We start from the raw sequence: 16089 nt of genomic DNA, 5'->3' as shown, positions 1-16089 counted from the left end.
TGCACGACCCGCCTTGGCTGCAGATGATTACCCGATGTTGAACGCGTCCGTGTTGTCCGTTGCATCCGTTGTCCCCGCCGAGCTGGAGCCGGCGGTGCAGCGCAGTGAGACCGTCACCGCCGTTGCAGCGCCTGCCGCTGCGGCAGCGCCGGTTGCTCCGCTGCAGGGCCGCGCCCTGATCGCACGGCTGGAGCAGCTGGCCCAGCAGGAACTCGCGCAGCTGGCCAAGCGCCCCGCGCCGGGCATCGTCACCCTGCCCTCCGCCGTCGACCCCGCCCTGGCCGGGCTGGCCTGGGACCTGGGCCTGAGCGGCGATGATCTGGATGCGGCGGCGCGCTGACGCTGCCTGCCCGATCTGCGCTGCGGGTGGCCGAGCGCACTCGGTCGCGCCCTGAGTTGATCTACTGAAACGCCGGTCGATTGCGACAAGCAGCATCGACATCTGCCGCGGCTGCCATCAACCTCCGCGTTCCTCCCTGCAAACCCCAGCGCGATGATGACGCCTGCCTTGCGCCTCGCAATCGTCCTTCAACCGTTCGCGGACGATGCGCAACCGTGGATCCTGGAGCCGGCAACGCTTCAGGCGCTGAGCACCACCATCGACGAGACCGGGGGATTTCAGCAGCGCTACGCAGCGCTCGTCGACGTCACCAGCCCCGCACTGGGCACTGTCGATGCCACAGTCGAGGTCTCCGCCGCACAGCTTGAAGACGGCACACCGGTCATTGTCTTTGAAGACGATGAAGGCGACGGAAGTGCCCGCTTCCTGGTTCTGCAAGCCCAATGGCAGGGATTTCCGGCAGGCACCCTGCTGCAAGGGCGGGATCCAGCCATGGCCGTCGTCACGCGTGCTGATGACGATGCGTCGGGGATGCGTGCGCAGGCGCTGCTCGGCTCCCTTGAGCTGTTGAAGATGGCGACACCGCAGCGGGATCGGTCCGATCTGCAGGCGGTGGCGCATCGCGTACCGGACGACCTGCCGGGGTTCCTGGCCGCATTCACTGCCAGCACGGCGGGCGAACCGGTGGATGGCGCTCTGCTTGATCGCTGGCAAGGTCGGCTGCCTGATACGCTGCTGGCGCTGTGGCAACGCGACGGTCTGGCGCGCTACCTGGAAGACCGGTTGATGCTGGTCGATCCTGAGCGTTATTCCGCCACACTTGCGCCGCTGCTGGTGAACAGCCGTCTGGAAGGCGTTGATACCTTCCATGCATTTGCAGTAACGGCCTTCGGCCAAGTCTTCGTCTGCGGTGAGAACACCGCCGTGGAAATCATTGCCGACCCATACACCGGTGCCATCCAGGTGCACCCGTCGATGCTCGCGGCAAGCGACGCTGACGAGCGCAATGGGCGGTTGCGTTTTCTGCTGACCCTGCTTGAGCCGGAAGAGCTGGACGTGACGGACACGCAGGGCGACTCGGTGTATGCCATGACCCGCGACAGGCTGGGTCCGTTGGCGGCAGATGACGTCTACACCCCCGGCCCTGAGGGCCTGGTGGAAGGCTGGGAGACCCGACTGATCCGGCAGGACGCGTTCAAGGCATGGGAATGGTCAAGGCACTGGGGGACGCGGTGATGCTTGGCAGACCCTCATGAACATTGACCGGGAAACGCGCACTTGAGACCTTTGACGACTTTCTGATGCTCATGGACGGCCAGCTGGCTTGGCTGATCGATCAGGCGCAGGCGCGGGGCGTGGATCTGGATGGCCGTGTGGAAAACCTTGATCGTCTTGAGGAGCTCCACGACGTCATGGTCGCGACCCTCGATGAAGACGAATGCTCCGCCCTGCATGTGGTATTCGCTCGATACCTGGGGGAATGTGTCCGTACCTGTCATGGCGGCCAATGGATGCTCCCGCTGGATGACCCGAAGGACGTGAACTTCAACATGCCGGTAATCATCGGGCATTCCTCCTGCACCTGGCTGGAGTTCAATCCTATTCACACCATTCGCTCCTATTCGCTGCGTCCTTACGCGGGAAAGATCCGCGACATTGTGAAGCACAGCGTTGCGCCGGTGATATTGGATCTCAGCGATCTGACCGACGAATGAGGGCATCCAAGCAGCGCACCTCCCTGTTCGATCGGGGTCCAGCGGCACCCGATCTGGATACGCCACTGTCGGGCTGTCCTCTCTGCCCTCGCCGGCCAGCAGCGATACCGGCCTGAAGAAGGAACGGCATGAAGAACGGTGGGGACCGGGGGCCGATGACGGCTGGACTGACATCTACCGCATGGCCGTGCAGACCTACGAAGGCGACACGGTTGCGAAGATACCGGGGCCCCGGCGTCAGGACCCAATACGGACGCGTGGATAGGTAGAGCCGACCGTTGGTCAGCTGCCGCGGAAACGGCCGACCAACGGTTGGCTCCACTGCGGACCGTCCGCGTCCGGCCAATGGGCCGCGGGTCGCGCGCGCTCAGACGGCGTGGCTCAGCGCGACCACCGCCTCCAGCGGTGCGATACGCGTGTCGCCGGCCTTCAACCACTGCGCCAGATCGCGCGGCGCCAGCGGGCGCGAGTACAGGTAGCCCTGGATCTCATCGCAGCCCTGGCGGCGCAGCATCGCCTCCTCCTGCTCGGTCTCCACGCCTTCGGCGACGACCTTCATGCCCAGCGCGTGGCCAAGGTGCACGATCGCCTGCGTCACTTCGGCCGTGCCGGCGTCATGCAGCATGCCCTGGACGAAACTGCGGTCGATCTTCAGGCGCCCCACCGGGAAGCGGTTGAGGTAGTGCAGGTTCGAGAAGCCGGTACCGAAGTCGTCGACCGCCAGCGGCACGCCGTGGCGCTCGAGCACATCGAAGCAGTGCCGCAGCACGTCGGTGTCACGGATCAGGGCCGACTCGGTCAGCTCCAGCTCCAGGCGCTGCGGCGGCCAGCCGTGGGCATGGCAGATGTCGATCACGCGTTCGGCGAACCCGCGGTCGCGCAGCTGCACGGCCGACACGTTGACCGCCACGCGGTCGAACTGCAGGCCGGCGGCGTCCCACGCGGCGGCCTGGCGGCAGGCTTCGGCCAGCACCCAGTCACCGATCCGCACGATCTCGCCGCACTTCTCGGCAATTGGAATGAACTCGGCCGGGCTGCAGTAGCCGATCCCGGGGCGATGCCAGCGCAGCAAGGCCTCGATGGCTGGCGGCTGGTCGTTCTCGGCATGCAGCAGCGGCTGGTAGGCCAGGGTGAATTCTTCGCGCTCGATCGCGCCGAGCAGTGCGTGCTCGATCTCCAGCTTGCGCTGGATCTTGGCCAGGGCGTCCTGGCTGTAATACTGGTAGGTGTTGCGCCCGGCTTCCTTGGCCGCGTACATGGCGGCATCGGCGGCGCGCAGCAGCGATTCGAAATCCTGGCGGCTCTCATCGAGCATTGCGATGCCGACGCTGGCGCCGACTTTCAGCGTGCTCTCGCCGCGGTGCAGCGGCTCGGCCAGCGAGGCGATCAGTTTGCGCGCGACATGGCCGGCGTCTTCGGGTGCGGCAAGGTCGCGCAGCACGACGATGAACTCGTCGCCGCTGAAGCGGCCGAACAGGTCGTTGTTGCGCAGGCTCTGGTGCAGGCGCGAGGCGGCCGCCTTGAGCAGCGCATCGCCGGTGGCGTGGCCGAAGGTGTCGTTGATGGTCTTGAAGCCGTCCAGGTCGATGAACAGCATCGCCAGCGGGCTGCCGCGATCGCGCGCCACCTCGATGGCATCGGCGGTCTGCTCGCGCAGCAGCATCCGGTTGGGCAGGCCGGTGAGCAGGTCGTAATGGGCCAGCAGTTCGATGCGCTCGTTGGCTTCGCGCTCACGGGTGATGTCACGGAACAGCACCACGAACCGCGTCGGCAGGCCGTCGCGGCGGTCCAGCTCGATCAGCACCTGCACCCAGATGCGCAGTCCGGACTGCCGGTAGAAGCACAGGTCCAGCTGCTCGGGCAGGCCACCCTCGGCGATCCGCACCAGCGCCGCCTCGAACGCATCACGCGAATCCTGGGTGTACAGGCTCAGGGCCTGGTCAAGGCTGATCGGCTCCTTGCGCAGCCCGTGGATGCGGTAGCACTCCTCGGTCCACTGCATGTGGCGGGTGCCCACCTCGATCTCGCAGCCGCCGATACGACCCAGGGCCGAGACGCGGTTGAGCAGCTCGGTACGCCAGCGGATCAGCGCATCGGTCTGGTGTTGTTCGGTAATGTTCTGGACCTGGCCCAGCAGGCGCTGGATGCGACCGTCCGGCCCGATCAGCGGCTGCATCCACACGCGCAGGTGCAGCGCGCCGTTGTCGCGGATCAGCTCCAGCTCCAGCGTGGTGGCCGCACCGTCGCGCCACATCCGGCGCCAGGCATTGCGCAACCGGCCGCGCGACTGCGGTTCGAGCTGACGCAGCCAATGGCGGCGACCGTGCGGCGGTGTTTCGCCGGTGCCCAGCAGCACGCGGAACTCGGGCGACCACCAGAACCGGCGCGCCTCCGGATCCCAGGACCAGCTGCCCATGCTGGCGATGCGCTGGGCTTCGCGCAGCTGCACCTGCTGCTCGCGCAGCTGGACTTCCATCTGCTTCTGGGCCTGGATGTCGGTATGGGTGCCGACCATGCGCAGCGGCTGGCCATCGGCCGTGCGGGTGACCACCCGGCCCCGATCCAGCACCCAGCGCCACTCACCATCGGGGTGCCGGGCGCGGAACTGGGCCGTATAGGCCTCGCTCTCGCCGCGCAGGTGCGCATCCATCGCCAGCCGCACCGCCGGCTGGTCGTCCGGGTGGACGTTCTCCAGCAGCGCGCTCACGCCCTCGGCATGGCTGTGGGAGTCCTCGATGGGCTGACCATCCCAACGCCGCGAGCGGCGCACGCTGTCGCTGGGCAGATCCCAGTCCCACAGCCCGTGCCCGGCATGATCCAGGGCGACTTCCCAACGGCTGCCGGCATAGGCGGCGACCGGCTCGGGCACGCTCAGGGTGAAGGCCAGCAGATGCCCATCCGGATCGTGCACGGCGCGCATCCAGCCATCGAAGCGGCCACCGGGCCCACCGGGCAGCTGGCAGGGCACCAGCCCGCCGTCCGCGGCGAGCAGGCGCAGGTCTTCCAGTACCTCGCCGTACGCGGCGACGGTTGCCGGCAGGCCGTGCTCGCGCGCGGCCGGGTTGGCGGCGATCGGACGACCGGCACGGTCGAGGATCACCAGCGCCGAGGCCAGTGGGTGCTGCAGCAGACTCGCGATAATGCCTTGGTCCACGCCCTGTAACTCCGAAAACGCACCCGACAACCGGGGAACGCAATCGTTAACGGCGGAGATTGCGGATTATTGAGTTCCCTGGCGACCTGCATCCTCACCCCGGGCAGGTAAGATGACGCTCGCCTTGTCCGACTGGCCCCGCCCTGCCCCATGCCGACCCACCTGCCAGGCCCTTCCGCACCCGCTGACGACACGCGCCTGGCCCGCGATCTGCGCCGCGACCGCTGGCGCGTGGTCGTGGCCTACCTGGTGCTGGCCCTGGTGTGGATCCTGTGCAGCGATGCGGCGGTCAAGGTGGTGGCCGGCGACCTGCAGACCGCGGCGCAGTGGCAGACCATCAAGGGCACGTTCTTCGTGGTCGCCAGTGCGGCGCTGATCTATCTGCTGCTGCGGCCGCTGGCCCAGCACGTGCTGCACGCCCATGCGCGGCTGGAGAGTTCGGAAACCCGTCATCGGCAGATGTTCGAAGGCAATCCCGGCCCCATCCTGGTGTATGACCTGGAATCGCTGGCGATCCTGGACGTCAATCCGGCGGCGGCGGGCTTCTTCGGCTACAGCCGGGAAACCTTCACCGCGATGCCGATCACGGCACTGTGGCCGCCCGGTCACGAGGCCCTGCTCGAAGCCAAGCTGGACCACATCCGCGCCAACCCCGAGCAGCTGTGCGTGATCACCGCCGATCTGCGCCTGAGTGATGGCAGCACCCGGCGCATGGAGATGCGCAGCAATTTCATCGATTACGGTGGCCGCCGTGCGCGACTGCTGATCGCGATCGACCGTACCCGCGAAGACCAGGCCCTGCTGCGCCGCGACCAGGCATTGGCCCGCGTGGAGGAAGCGCACGAGATGGCGCGCATCGGCGCGTGGGAGATCGATCCGGCCACCGGGCTGGGCCGCTATGCCAACCAGGTCTACCGCCTGCTGGGGCGGCGCGCGCCGGAGGCCCGGCGCTGGCACCGTTTCGAGGAACTGCTGGTGCCCGCCGATCCGGCCACCGCCGCGCTCAGCGAACAGCTGTTGCAGGAAATGAGCTCGGGCGAACCGGTGCAGATCGATGTGCTGCTGCCGTTGCTGGCAATGGACGGGCGCGCCTTGATGGTCCACCTGCGCGCCGAGAGCGGCCAGGACGATGCCGGGCGCCCGCGGGTGCTGGGCACCCTGCAGGACGTCACCGAGCGCGAGCAGTCGCGGCGCCTGCTGCGTGAGCGCGAAGAGCAGTTCCGCGAGCTGGTGCGGGTGCTGCCCGATGGCGTGGTGATCCTGTCCGAAGAACACGTGCTGTACGCCAACGCCTGCGCCGCCACGCAGTTCGGGTATGGCCACAACACCCTGCTCGGCGAGCCGCTGGCCGCGCTGGTGACCGCCGACGATCTGCCCCGTGTACGCGCCCAGCTGTTCGCCCAGCTGCCGCTGCACCATGGCGGGGCCGGCGAGGTGATCGGCATGCGCCGCTTCAACGGCCAGGCGTTCCAGGCCGGCCTGGCGGTCGGCGATGTGCGGTATGGCGGCCGCAACTGCAAATTGTTGATCGTGCGCGACCTCAGTGAGCCCGAGCGCATCCGCGAGGCGCTGGAAACCAGCAACCGCGAGCTGCAGGCCATGGCCGGCCGGCTGTTCTCGCTGCAGGAAGACGAGCGCCGCGCCATCTCGCGCGATCTGCACGACGATATCGGCCAGGCGATCACCGCGATGAAACTGTCCGCGTATGCGGCCCAGGATGAGCAGGACGCCGCCCGCCGCGACGAGGACCTGGCCCAGATCATCCAACTGGCCGATGCGACCGTGGGCAAGCTGCGCGACATCTCGACCCTGCTGCGCCCGCCGCAGCTGGATGCGCTCGGGCTGGAAGCGGCGCTGCGCTGGCAGGCCGGCGTGCTGTTCCGCTCGGCGGCGATCGAGCTGCTGCCCGATATCCAGTCCCTGCCCCGGCGCCCGGCCGGCGACATCGAACAGGCCTGCTTCCGCATCGCCCAGGAAAGCCTGACCAACGTGCTGCGCCATGCGCGTGCGAGCCAGGTGAACCTGCACCTGCGCGATGTGGACGACCACGGCCTGCACCTGCAGGTCCGCGACGACGGCGAGGGCTTCGACCCGGATGGCCCACGCGGGCTGGGCCTGATCGTGATGCGCGAGCGCGCGCAGAGCGTGGGTGGCACATTACGCATTGAATCGGCGCATGGCGCCGGTACCCTGATCGACCTTTACCTGCCGTACCGCGCCACCGGCGCGACGGCTCACGACGCACTGGAACACTGAGCTCATGTGGAACCCTTCCCTGCCCCTGGTCAGCATCGAGGACGCCCCGGCCCGCCTGGGCGCGGGCAATCCCGAACTGCAGGCGATGGTGACCGAGGCCGCGTCCGGCGGCACGCCGCTGATGCTGATGCACGTGGACATCGACCACTTCGCCTCGGTCAACGAGAACATGAGCGCCGAAGTCGGCGACCAGGCCCTGGTGCTGGTCGCCCAGCGCCTGCAGCACCATCTGCGTGGCCGCGGCAAGCTGTGGCGCCACGGCAGCGATGAATTCCTGCTGGCCGTGCCGCGCACCGCCGACATGCCACTGCCCGAAGACCTGGCCGAGGAAATCCGCCAGCAACTGGAGCTGCCGCTGTCGGTGCTGCCCTACACCCTGTTCATGACCGGCAAGCTGGGCGTGAGCCTGTGCCCGGAACACGCCACCGGTGTCTCGCGCCTGCTCGACCACGCCGAAGATGCGCTGTACCAGGCCGCACGCGAAGGCGGCAACGCGGTGCGCATCCACGCCGTGGATACGCCCTCCAGCGCGCACAGCGAAAGCATCATCGCGCGCCAGATTGTCGATGCGATCCCCAACGGCGAGCTCAAGCTGCGTTACCAGCCGCTGGTCAGCGCCCGCGACGGCCACGTGGTGGGCATGGAGGCACTGCTGCGCTGGCAGTCGCCCACGCTGGGGATGCTGGTGCCCGAGCGCTTCATGCGTACCGCCGAGCGGCTGGGCATCATCGTGCAGATCGGCACCTGGGTGCTGGAAGGCGCGCTCAAGCAGGCCAGGCTGTGGCGCGACCAGGGGTTTGATGACTTCACCATCGCAGTGAACGTCTCCACCCTGCAGTTGCTGCGCCCGAACTTCTTCGCCGAGGTGATGTCGCTGATGCAGGCGGCCGGCGTTCCGGCGCAGATGCTGACGCTGGAGATCAACGAAAGCGCGCTGACCAACAACGTCAACTTCGTCCACGAGACCCTGGTCAACCTGCGCAACGAAGGCATCAGCCTGAGCCTGGACAACTTCGGCACCGGCGATTCCAGCCTCAGCGCGCTGGTCCGCTATCCCGTGGACAAGCTCAAGATCGATCGCAGCTTCATCAAGAGCGCGCCGGCCGGCAATCGCGAGGCCGCCATCGCGCGCGCGATCATCGCCATGGGCCACCAACTGGGCATGACGGTGATCGCCAACGGCGTCGAGTCGCAGGCACAGCTGGGCTTCCTGCGCCGCAACGACTGCGATGTGTTCCAGGGATATCTGTTCGGCGAGCCGATGTCCGCAGACGCCGCCGGGATGACCCTGCGCCGCCGTTACCTGCGCCCGGAAGCCTTTGCCGAGACCCGTCCGGACCGCACGCTGCTGCTGCTGGACGACGAAGAGAACGTGCTGCGCTCGCTGGTGCGCCTGTTCCGCCGCGACGGCTACCGCATCCTGGCCGCCGGCAACGTGCGCGATGCCTTCGATCTGCTGGCCATCAACGATGTGCAGGTGATCCTCTCCGACCAGCGCATGAGCGACATGAGCGGCACCGAGTTCCTCGGCCGGGTGAAGATGCTCTACCCGGACACGATCCGCCTGGTGTTGTCCGGCTACACGGACCTCAACACGGTGACCGACGCGATCAACCGCGGCGCGATCTACCGGTTCCTGACCAAGCCCTGGAACGATGATGAGCTGCGCAAGCACATCCACCAGGCATTCCGCACGCACGAGGAACAACGCCGGGCGAACACCGCACCGGTGGCAGCGCTGCCGGCGGTTGACGGGGACTGAGTCGGATTGAGGCGGATTGACGCGGCAGCCGACCAACGGTCGGCTCTACGTTGCACGCGCCAGATATCCAGGTAGAGCCGACCGTTGGTCGGCTGCTCTTGCTCAACCGAACGCGATACCTGAAAGCCCGTGCAATGCCGGCCAGCGGCCGGCACGACCATTGCCGGCTCAGCGCGGCTGCTTGATCGGCAGCACCACGCGGAACTTCGAGCCCACGCCCGGGGTGCTCTCCAGATCGATGCGGCCGTGGTGCTTGTTGATGATGCTGTAGGAGATCGACAGGCCCAGCCCCGTGCCGCTGCCAACCGGCTTGGTGGTGAAGAACGGATCGAAGATGCGCTGGCGCAGGTCCGGTGAGATGCCGCCGCCGGTATCTTCGAATTCCACCCACACCGTGTCGCCGTCCACACCGGTGCGCACGTGGATCGTGCCGCGGTCGGCGATGGCGTGGCCAGCGTTGAGCAGCAGGTTCATGTAGACCTGGTTCAATTCCGAAGGCAGGCACTCCACCAGCGGCAACTGGCCGAACTCCCGGTGCAGGGCGACCTTGTACTTGAGCTCGTTCCAGATGATGTTGATCGTGGATTCCAGGCCCGCATGCAGGTCCACCAGCTTCCACGATTCATCGCGGCCGGAATACGAGAAGTCCTTCAGGTCACGCACGATCCGGGTCACCCGTTCGATGCCCTCGCGTGATTCGGCCATCAGCTGCGGCAGATCGCGGCTGATGAAGTCGATGTCGAAGCGTTGACGGATGTCGTCGATTTCCGGAATCAGTGCTTTCGGGTCCGGCGCACGCAACGCGCGCTCGTAGGCTTCGATCACGGTGAACAGGCTGCGCAGGTATTCCTGCAGGCTGCCCAGGTTGGAATGCACGTAACCGATCGGGTTGTTGATCTCGTGCGCCACGCCGGCAGCGAGCTGGCCGATGGAGGCCATCTTTTCCGACTGCAGCAGCTTTTCCTGGGTGCCGTTCAGGCGCAGGTAGGCCTGGCGCAGTTCGGCATGGCGCTGCTGCAGTTCGCGCTCGTAGTCTTCCTGGCCCTCGATACGTCGGAACAACGCCAGGTAGTGCCGCTGGCCAGCGTCGTCGTGGTGGTAGACATGGGCAATGACCATGCGCTCGCCGACCGGCAGGCTGCCGTTCCAGTGGCCGTTGAGGCGCGCATGTTCCAGGGCATCCGGTGGCAGCAGCTGGCGCAGCCATTGCGCCGGCGTCTGCTCGGCATCGCGTTCGGCCTGGCCGAGGATCTCGCTGACCGCGGCATTGGCCAGGGCCACGCTGCCATCCTCGCGGAACAGCAGCACGCCCTCCTTGATCCGCTCGAACAGGGCAAGCAGGACCGGATGCGGAGGCAACGGGGCGGTGACAAGGGTGGAAGTTACGGTCACGGTCACATCGAGGCGGCTGGAAACAGGCGCTCAATATACGCGGTGACGTTCACATCGGCAGCCCGGGGCCGCCAGACAGGGAGATCAGGCGACCGCGAGGGGCCGCCGGGTGTGCAGGATGTGCGACTGGCCCTTGGCGTCATACGCCGAGGATTCTTCACTGCGGCCGAGCTGGCGCAGGGCCCAGTTCACTTCGCGGCGGCGGCGCGACAGCAGCACACCGTTGGCGTGGTTGCGCTCGGCCAGTTCCTGCACGCGTTCTGCCTGGCCGACCGGCAGCGCGGCCTCGAGCGCCCGAAGCGCTTCCAGTTTGGCGCCGGTCGCACGGATCAGCGCGTGCACGTCATGCTCGACCAAGGCCTGGCGTTCGACGTCCAGGGCATCGCTGAGGCGCTGCAGCGGCTCGCTCATCGCCAGCTTCATCCCTGCAGCTGCTGGTCCAGCTCAAGCATGCGCGAAGCGATCGCGTCAGGATTGATCTTGTAGCTGCCGTTCTGCAGGGCTTCGCGCACCGCCTGCACCCGCCCGGCATCGATCGCCGGCGCCGAGGACAGTTCACGCTGCAGGGTCTGCAGGCTGGTCGCTTCGCCGGTCAGGCGCAGGCTGTCAGCGGCTTCCACCGGGCGGGCCGGGGCATCGGTGCTGACGCTCGGCTTGTTGCCCGGAGCGACGCTGCGCAGATGGGCGGTGGCCGGGAGGTTGCCGTCGATTTTCTGGCTCATGGAGTTGTCCTGGGAATGCGGTTCACAAGGGATAACGGCCGGGCGGACGCCATCTTTAGGGGAATATTGCAGGTTTCGCGGGGAAAGTGACGCGTATTCACACTGGTGTTCAGCGCGTCACTAAAACGTCACCGCTGGCCACGACTGTGCCCTGCACGATCTTGCGCGAGGACAGGTTCTCGACCGAGACCCGCTCGTTCTCGCCGGCATCGGCCATGGCGCGTCCGGCTACCCGGACCTCCACCCCGCCCCGCCGCGACACCAGCGCGACACTGTCGCCCCGCCGCACCAGCCGCTGCGCGACCAGGTCATTGGCCGAGAGCAGGCTGCCCGCACTGAGGGTCCTGCGTGCCACGCGACCGACCGCGGCGGCCGGATCGGCCAGCGCAGCACCGGCGATCCGTGCCGCATCACGCTGGCCAGTGGTGATATCGGCCGCCGAGAGGGTTTCTCCAGCGGCCACGCCACGGTTGAGGATCAGCACGGTCTGGTTGCGACGTACTTTCACGGGCACGAACAGGCGCCAGCCGCCCGCATCGGGGCAGCTGACCTCCACGGTGCTGCTGCCGGTCGGCTGGGCCGCCAGCGGCTGGCCGCAGGCCGGCAGGCGCAGTGCCGAGTCCAGCGTGGTGTCACCTTCACTGCCGGCCGGCAGGGTGCCCAGCGCCGCCTGGCGGATGCTGTCCACGGGTTGCCAGCCACCGGCGGCCCAGGCAGGCGCCACCAGCAGCAGCGCGGCAAGGACAAGAGAACGCATGGGCACTCCACGGGCAAGGAACATGGGCAGCACGATGCAAGGGCCGTGCCGAAGCCGTGCGCACGGCGCGCTCAAGTCATCGGTGGTGCCGCCGATACCAAGGCCATGTCCCATGACCTGCTCAACCGCATCGACCAGCGTACGCGCCTGGCCGGCCACAATCGTCTGGCCCTGCTGCTGTTCCGGCTGGGTGGACGTCAGCTTTTTGGCGTGAATGTCTTCAAGGTGCAGGAAGTCCTGCGCCGCCCCGGCCTGTTCCAGGTGCCGGGACTGCCCAGCCAGTTCGCCGGCGTGGCCGATGTGCGTGGCCGCTCGGTGCCGGTGCTGGACCTGGGCCTGGCGATCGGCCACCCCGAGCGTGAACCCGATGCCGACAAGGCGCCCGGCTACCTGGTGGTGACCGAGTTCAACCGCTCCATCCAGGGCTTCCTGGTCAGCGGTGTGGAACGCATCGTCAACATCGCCGTGGAAGACATCCACCCGCCGCCGGAACTGGGCGCCGAGTCGAGCTACCTGACCGCCGTGACCCGTTTCCAGGGCGAGCTGATCCAGGTGATCGACGTGGAAAGCGTGCTGGCCGACATCGCCGAGATCCGCGGCGAGGCGGTGCTGGATCCCTCCATGGCCCTGCCCCCCGATGCCCCGCCGATGCAGGTGCTGGTGGTGGACGACTCGCGCGTGGCCCGCCAGCAGATCCGCAGCGTGCTGGACCAGCTGGGGGTCGGGGCGACCCTGCTCTCGGACGGCAAGCAGGCCCTGGATCACCTCCTGCAGATCCATGCTTCGGGCGAGAACCCGGCCGAGCGCTACGCCATGGTGATCTCCGATATCGAGATGCCGGCGATGGACGGCTACACCCTGACGACGGAAATCCGGCGTCACCCGGGCCTGGCCGGCCTGTACGTGCTGCTGCACACCTCCCTGTCGGGCGTGTTCAACAACGCGATGGTGGAACGGGTCGGCGCGAACGCGTTCGTGGCCAAGTACTCCCCGCACGAGCTGGCGGACTTCCTGCTGGACCGCCTGCGCAAGGTGGCGATGGCGGCATGACACGCCGCCCACCGCGGCCGGAATGACCCCCGGCCGCTAGGCGACATCCACGCCCGGCGTGGATCCACCCCGGCGTGAAAACGCCGCCGGGGACCGGCCCGCCGCCCCCTCTGGCACGCCGCTTGCACTGCCCCAGGCATCGTCCCGTGGGAGTGCGTCATGCCCAATCTGATTTCGAACTATCTGGGTGTCCACGCCCAGGCCATGCCGTTGCGCGAGCAGCGGATGAAGCTGATCGCCAGCAACCTGAGCAACGCCGACACCCCCGGGTACAAGGCCCAGGACCTGGACTTCGATGCCGCCCTGCGCAATGCCCAGGGGCTGGATGCCAACGGTCTGATGAGGACCACCAACGAACAGCATTATGAGATCGGCAACGGATTGAACCCGTTCCAGATCGCCAAGCAAGGCGTGCAGCCGAGCATCGACGGCAACACCGTCGACCCGGATGCAGAACGTGCCGCCTACGGCCGCGCCGCGCTGGAGTACCGCGCCTCGCTGAGCTTCGTCGAATCCAAGGTGCGCTCCATGCTCACCGCGATCACGGGGCAGTAAGCCATGAGCAATCTGCCCATCTTCGACATCGCCGGTTCCGCGCTGCAGGCGCAGTCCGTGCGCATGAGCACCATCGCCTCCAACCTCTCCAATGCCGACACCGTCGCCGGCTCGGCCGATGCGGTCTACAAGCCGCTGGAGCCGATCTTCCAGTCGGTGACCAGCCGCAACGATCCGAACATCACCACGGTGCAGGTCAAGGAGATCAGCCAGAGCAACGCCGCGCCGATCCAGCGCTACGAGCCGGGCCACCCGCTGGCCGATGCCGATGGCTACATCTACCAGCCGGACGTGGACCCGGTCGCGCAGATGGTCAACCTGATCTCCACCTCGCGCAATTACCAGGCGGGCGTGGAAATGCTGACCACCGCCAAGGAACTGGCGCTGGCCACGCTGACCATGGGTCGCTGACCCTCTAACCGCAGGAATCCCCTCCCATGAGCAGCACCACCGGCGTCGGCCAGAGCAGCAGCGACATCTACACCGCACTGGGCCTGAACGCGCCCAACAGCGATACCAGCAAGAAGAAGAGCACCCTGGACCAGGCCGATTTCATGCGCCTGATGACCGAGCAGCTGCGGCACCAGGATCCGCTCAAGCCGATGGACAACACCCAGATGGTCGCGCAGATGGCGCAGCTGTCGCAGGTCCAGGGCATCACCGACCTCAACAACACGGTCAAGGGCTTCCAGGATTCGATGTCCAGCGACCAGATCCTGCGCGGCGCGGCCCTGGTCGGCCACGAAGTGCTGGTGCCGTCGGAAAAGCTGGCCCTGGAGAAGGACGGCGATGTGACCGGCATGGTCGCCGCGCCCGGTGCGGGCTTCGTGACGGTGGACATCACCGATGCCAACGGCGTCAAGGTCAACCAGATCAGCGTGGAAGCCAAGGCCTCCGGCGAAGTCACCTTCGATTGGGACGGCAAGGATGCCAACGGCAACCGCATGGCCGAAGGCACCTACACCATCGCCGCCTCGCACACCGATACCGCCGGCACCAAGACCAAGCTCAACACCTACGTGCAGGCCCCGGTAGAGAGCGTCACGGTCGGCACGGACGGCCTGTACCTCAACCTCAAGGGTCTGGGCACGGCCCCGATCGATTACGTGCTCCGCATCAGCTGAGCCGCCTTACCCGCATCCACAGGAGCATCCCATGGGCTTCAACGTCTCGTTGTCCGGCATCAACGCAGCCAATGCCGATCTGAACGTCACCGCGAACAACATCGCCAACGTCAACACCACCGGCTTCAAGCAGTCGCGCGCGGAGTTCGCCGATCTGTTCTCGGCCACCAGTTATGGCCTGTCAAAGAACGCGGTCGGTTCCGGCGTGCGGGTGAGCAACGTGGCCCAGCAGTTTGCGCAGGGCAACAACGAACAGACCGGACGCAGTCTGGACATGGCCATCTCCGGCGAAGGCTTCTTCACCCTGACCATGAACGGTGAGCGCGTGTACTCGCGCGCCGGCAATTTCCGGACCGACCAGGCCGGCTACGTGACCAACCCGGACGGTGCGCGCCTGCAGGTGTTCGCCCCGAATGCGGACGGCACCAACTTCGATGCCGGCCGCCTGACCGACCTGCAGCTGATGACCACCGACAGCCCGCCGCGGCAGACCGGCAAGGTCGATGTGAGCTTCACCCTGCCGGCCAACGCCAAGCAGCCGACGGTCGCCGCCTTCGACCCGACCGATTCCAACAGCTACAACCACTCCACCGGCGGCATTACCGTATACGACTCGCTGGGCGTGAGCCACACCCAGACCTCCTACTTCGTGAAGACCGAAAACCCGAACGAGTGGCAGGTCTACAACTACGTGGACGGCAAGGCCGCTGGGACCCCGACCACGCTGCAGTTCTCCGACAGCGGTGCGTTGACCAGCCCGGCCAACGGCCAGATCGTCATGGATCCGTTCATCCCGACCACCGGCGCCGGCGTGCTGTCGATGTCGCTGAACCTGAGCGGCTCGACCCAGTACGGCGAGAAGTTCGCGCTGCGCAACACCCAGCAGGACGGTTATGCGGCGGGCAAGCTCAACGAGATCACCGTCTCCGAAGAGGGCATCGTCTACGCCCGCTACTCCAATGGCGATGACAAGGCGCTGGGCCAGGTCGCCCTGACCACCTTCAACAACGCACAGGGCCTGGAAGCCAAGGGCAACAACCTGTGGACGGAAAGCTTCGCCTCGGGCACGCCGCGTACCGCTGCGCCGGACAGCTCCAACCTGGGCAAGATCCAGGCCGGTTCGCTGGAAGCCTCCACGGTCGACCTGACCGAGCAGCTGGTCAACATGATCACCGCCCAGCGCAACTTCCAGGCCAACTCGCAGATGGTCTCCACGCAGGACCAGATCACCCAGACCATCATCAACCTGCGTTGATGAGCCA

At 66.9% G+C, this 16089-nt stretch carries 15 protein-coding genes; 10 read left to right on the top strand and 5 right to left on the bottom strand.

Annotated features, from left to right (window positions below):
- Positions 1–34 precede the first annotated feature (34 nt).
- From BIZ42_RS18835 to BIZ42_RS18825, 3 genes are all read left to right on the top strand, one after another.
- Complete coding sequence (locus tag BIZ42_RS18835; RefSeq protein ID WP_070427348.1) at positions 35–340, top strand: hypothetical protein; 306 nt, start codon at positions 35–37, stop codon at positions 338–340.
- A 153-nt stretch (positions 341–493) separates the two neighbouring features.
- Positions 494–1576, top strand: a complete 1083-nt coding sequence (locus tag BIZ42_RS18830) for a GAD-like domain-containing protein (protein WP_070427347.1) — start codon at positions 494–496, stop codon at positions 1574–1576.
- A 71-nt stretch (positions 1577–1647) separates the two neighbouring features.
- Positions 1648–2055 (top strand): hypothetical protein, encoded by a 408-nt coding sequence (locus tag BIZ42_RS18825; RefSeq protein ID WP_237393532.1) that lies wholly within the window; start codon positions 1648–1650, stop codon positions 2053–2055.
- A gap of 367 nt (positions 2056–2422) precedes the next feature.
- Here the strand turns inward: BIZ42_RS18825 and BIZ42_RS18820 are convergent, their stop codons facing one another.
- A complete protein-coding gene (locus BIZ42_RS18820) occupies positions 2423–5209 on the bottom strand; it encodes a bifunctional diguanylate cyclase/phosphodiesterase (protein WP_070427599.1) in 2787 nt (928 codons plus the stop codon).
- Between the two features lie 150 nt (positions 5210–5359).
- Between BIZ42_RS18820 and BIZ42_RS18815 the strand changes: the two genes are divergently transcribed.
- Together BIZ42_RS18815 and BIZ42_RS18810 are read left to right on the top strand one after the other, a co-directional pair.
- A complete protein-coding gene (locus BIZ42_RS18815; RefSeq protein ID WP_070427346.1) occupies positions 5360–7465 on the top strand; it encodes a PAS domain S-box protein in 2106 nt (701 codons plus the stop codon).
- Between the two features lie 4 nt (positions 7466–7469).
- A complete protein-coding gene (locus tag BIZ42_RS18810) occupies positions 7470–9227 on the top strand; it encodes an EAL domain-containing protein (protein WP_070427345.1) in 1758 nt (585 codons plus the stop codon).
- Positions 9228–9395: 168 nt separating this feature from the next.
- On the opposite strand, the gene BIZ42_RS18805 is transcribed toward BIZ42_RS18810, so the two are convergent.
- From BIZ42_RS18805 to flgA, 4 genes are all read right to left on the bottom strand, one after another.
- Positions 9396–10619, bottom strand: a complete 1224-nt coding sequence (locus tag BIZ42_RS18805; RefSeq protein WP_026070036.1) for an ATP-binding protein — start codon at positions 10617–10619, stop codon at positions 9396–9398.
- An 84-nt stretch (positions 10620–10703) separates the two neighbouring features.
- Positions 10704–11036, bottom strand: coding sequence for a hypothetical protein (locus BIZ42_RS18800; protein WP_026070037.1), 333 nt, complete (start codon positions 11034–11036; stop codon positions 10704–10706).
- Positions 11037–11038: 2 nt separating this feature from the next.
- Positions 11039–11341 (bottom strand): flagellar biosynthesis anti-sigma factor FlgM, encoded by a 303-nt coding sequence (gene flgM / locus BIZ42_RS18795; RefSeq protein ID WP_019184772.1) that lies wholly within the window; start codon positions 11339–11341, stop codon positions 11039–11041.
- A gap of 109 nt (positions 11342–11450) precedes the next feature.
- The gene (gene flgA, locus BIZ42_RS18790) at positions 11451–12098 is read right to left on the bottom strand and encodes a flagellar basal body P-ring formation chaperone FlgA (protein WP_070427344.1); all 648 of its coding nucleotides are present in this window, start codon (positions 12096–12098) and stop codon (positions 11451–11453) included.
- Between the two features lie 105 nt (positions 12099–12203).
- Here flgA and BIZ42_RS18785 point away from each other — a divergent pair, with 105 nt between their 5' ends.
- From BIZ42_RS18785 to flgE, 5 genes are all read left to right on the top strand, one after another.
- Positions 12204–13148 carry a chemotaxis protein gene (locus tag BIZ42_RS18785; protein WP_070427598.1) on the top strand — a complete coding sequence of 315 codons (945 nt, stop codon included), beginning with the start codon at positions 12204–12206 and terminating at the stop codon, positions 13146–13148.
- Between the two features lie 159 nt (positions 13149–13307).
- Positions 13308–13703 carry a flagellar basal body rod protein FlgB gene (flgB, locus tag BIZ42_RS18780; protein ID WP_070427343.1) on the top strand — a complete coding sequence of 132 codons (396 nt, stop codon included), beginning with the start codon at positions 13308–13310 and terminating at the stop codon, positions 13701–13703.
- Between the two features lie 3 nt (positions 13704–13706).
- Positions 13707–14114, top strand: coding sequence for a flagellar basal body rod protein FlgC (gene flgC / locus BIZ42_RS18775; RefSeq protein ID WP_019184776.1), 408 nt, complete (start codon positions 13707–13709; stop codon positions 14112–14114).
- A gap of 26 nt (positions 14115–14140) precedes the next feature.
- Positions 14141–14827, top strand: a complete 687-nt coding sequence (locus tag BIZ42_RS18770; protein WP_070427342.1) for a flagellar hook capping FlgD N-terminal domain-containing protein — start codon at positions 14141–14143, stop codon at positions 14825–14827.
- Positions 14828–14858: 31 nt separating this feature from the next.
- The gene (gene flgE, locus BIZ42_RS18765) at positions 14859–16082 is read left to right on the top strand and encodes a flagellar hook protein FlgE (RefSeq protein WP_070427341.1); all 1224 of its coding nucleotides are present in this window, start codon (positions 14859–14861) and stop codon (positions 16080–16082) included.
- Positions 16083–16089: the final 7 nt, after the last annotated feature.

Origin of the sequence: Stenotrophomonas sp. LM091 (genome assembly GCF_001806305.1) — a bacterium.
In the GTDB taxonomy this organism is placed as follows: domain Bacteria; phylum Pseudomonadota; class Gammaproteobacteria; order Xanthomonadales; family Xanthomonadaceae; genus Stenotrophomonas; species Stenotrophomonas bentonitica_A.
Note: the sequence above shows the minus strand (reverse complement) of the source record. Positions and strands in the feature narration are given on the sequence as shown.

Excerpts from the sequence above, each read along its gene's own strand:
- flgA (WP_070427344.1), bottom strand. The coding sequence starts at position 12,098 with ATGCGTTCTCTTGTCCTTGCCGCGCTGCTGCTGGTGGCGCCTGCCTGG.
- flgB (WP_070427343.1), top strand. The coding sequence starts at position 13,308 with ATGCCCAATCTGATTTCGAACTATCTGGGTGTCCACGCCCAGGCCATG.
- flgE (WP_070427341.1), top strand. The coding sequence starts at position 14,859 with ATGGGCTTCAACGTCTCGTTGTCCGGCATCAACGCAGCCAATGCCGAT.
- flgM (WP_019184772.1), bottom strand. The coding sequence starts at position 11,341 with ATGAGCCAGAAAATCGACGGCAACCTCCCGGCCACCGCCCATCTGCGC.
- BIZ42_RS18825 (WP_237393532.1), top strand. The coding sequence starts at position 1,648 with ATGGACGGCCAGCTGGCTTGGCTGATCGATCAGGCGCAGGCGCGGGGC.
- BIZ42_RS18830 (WP_070427347.1), top strand. The coding sequence starts at position 494 with ATGATGACGCCTGCCTTGCGCCTCGCAATCGTCCTTCAACCGTTCGCG.
- BIZ42_RS18770 (WP_070427342.1), top strand. The coding sequence starts at position 14,141 with ATGAGCAGCACCACCGGCGTCGGCCAGAGCAGCAGCGACATCTACACC.
- BIZ42_RS18815 (WP_070427346.1), top strand. The coding sequence starts at position 5,360 with ATGCCGACCCACCTGCCAGGCCCTTCCGCACCCGCTGACGACACGCGC.
- BIZ42_RS18810 (WP_070427345.1), top strand. The coding sequence starts at position 7,470 with ATGTGGAACCCTTCCCTGCCCCTGGTCAGCATCGAGGACGCCCCGGCC.
- BIZ42_RS18835 (WP_070427348.1), top strand. The coding sequence starts at position 35 with ATGTTGAACGCGTCCGTGTTGTCCGTTGCATCCGTTGTCCCCGCCGAG.
- flgC (WP_019184776.1), top strand. The coding sequence starts at position 13,707 with ATGAGCAATCTGCCCATCTTCGACATCGCCGGTTCCGCGCTGCAGGCG.
- BIZ42_RS18785 (WP_070427598.1), top strand. The coding sequence starts at position 12,204 with ATGTCCCATGACCTGCTCAACCGCATCGACCAGCGTACGCGCCTGGCC.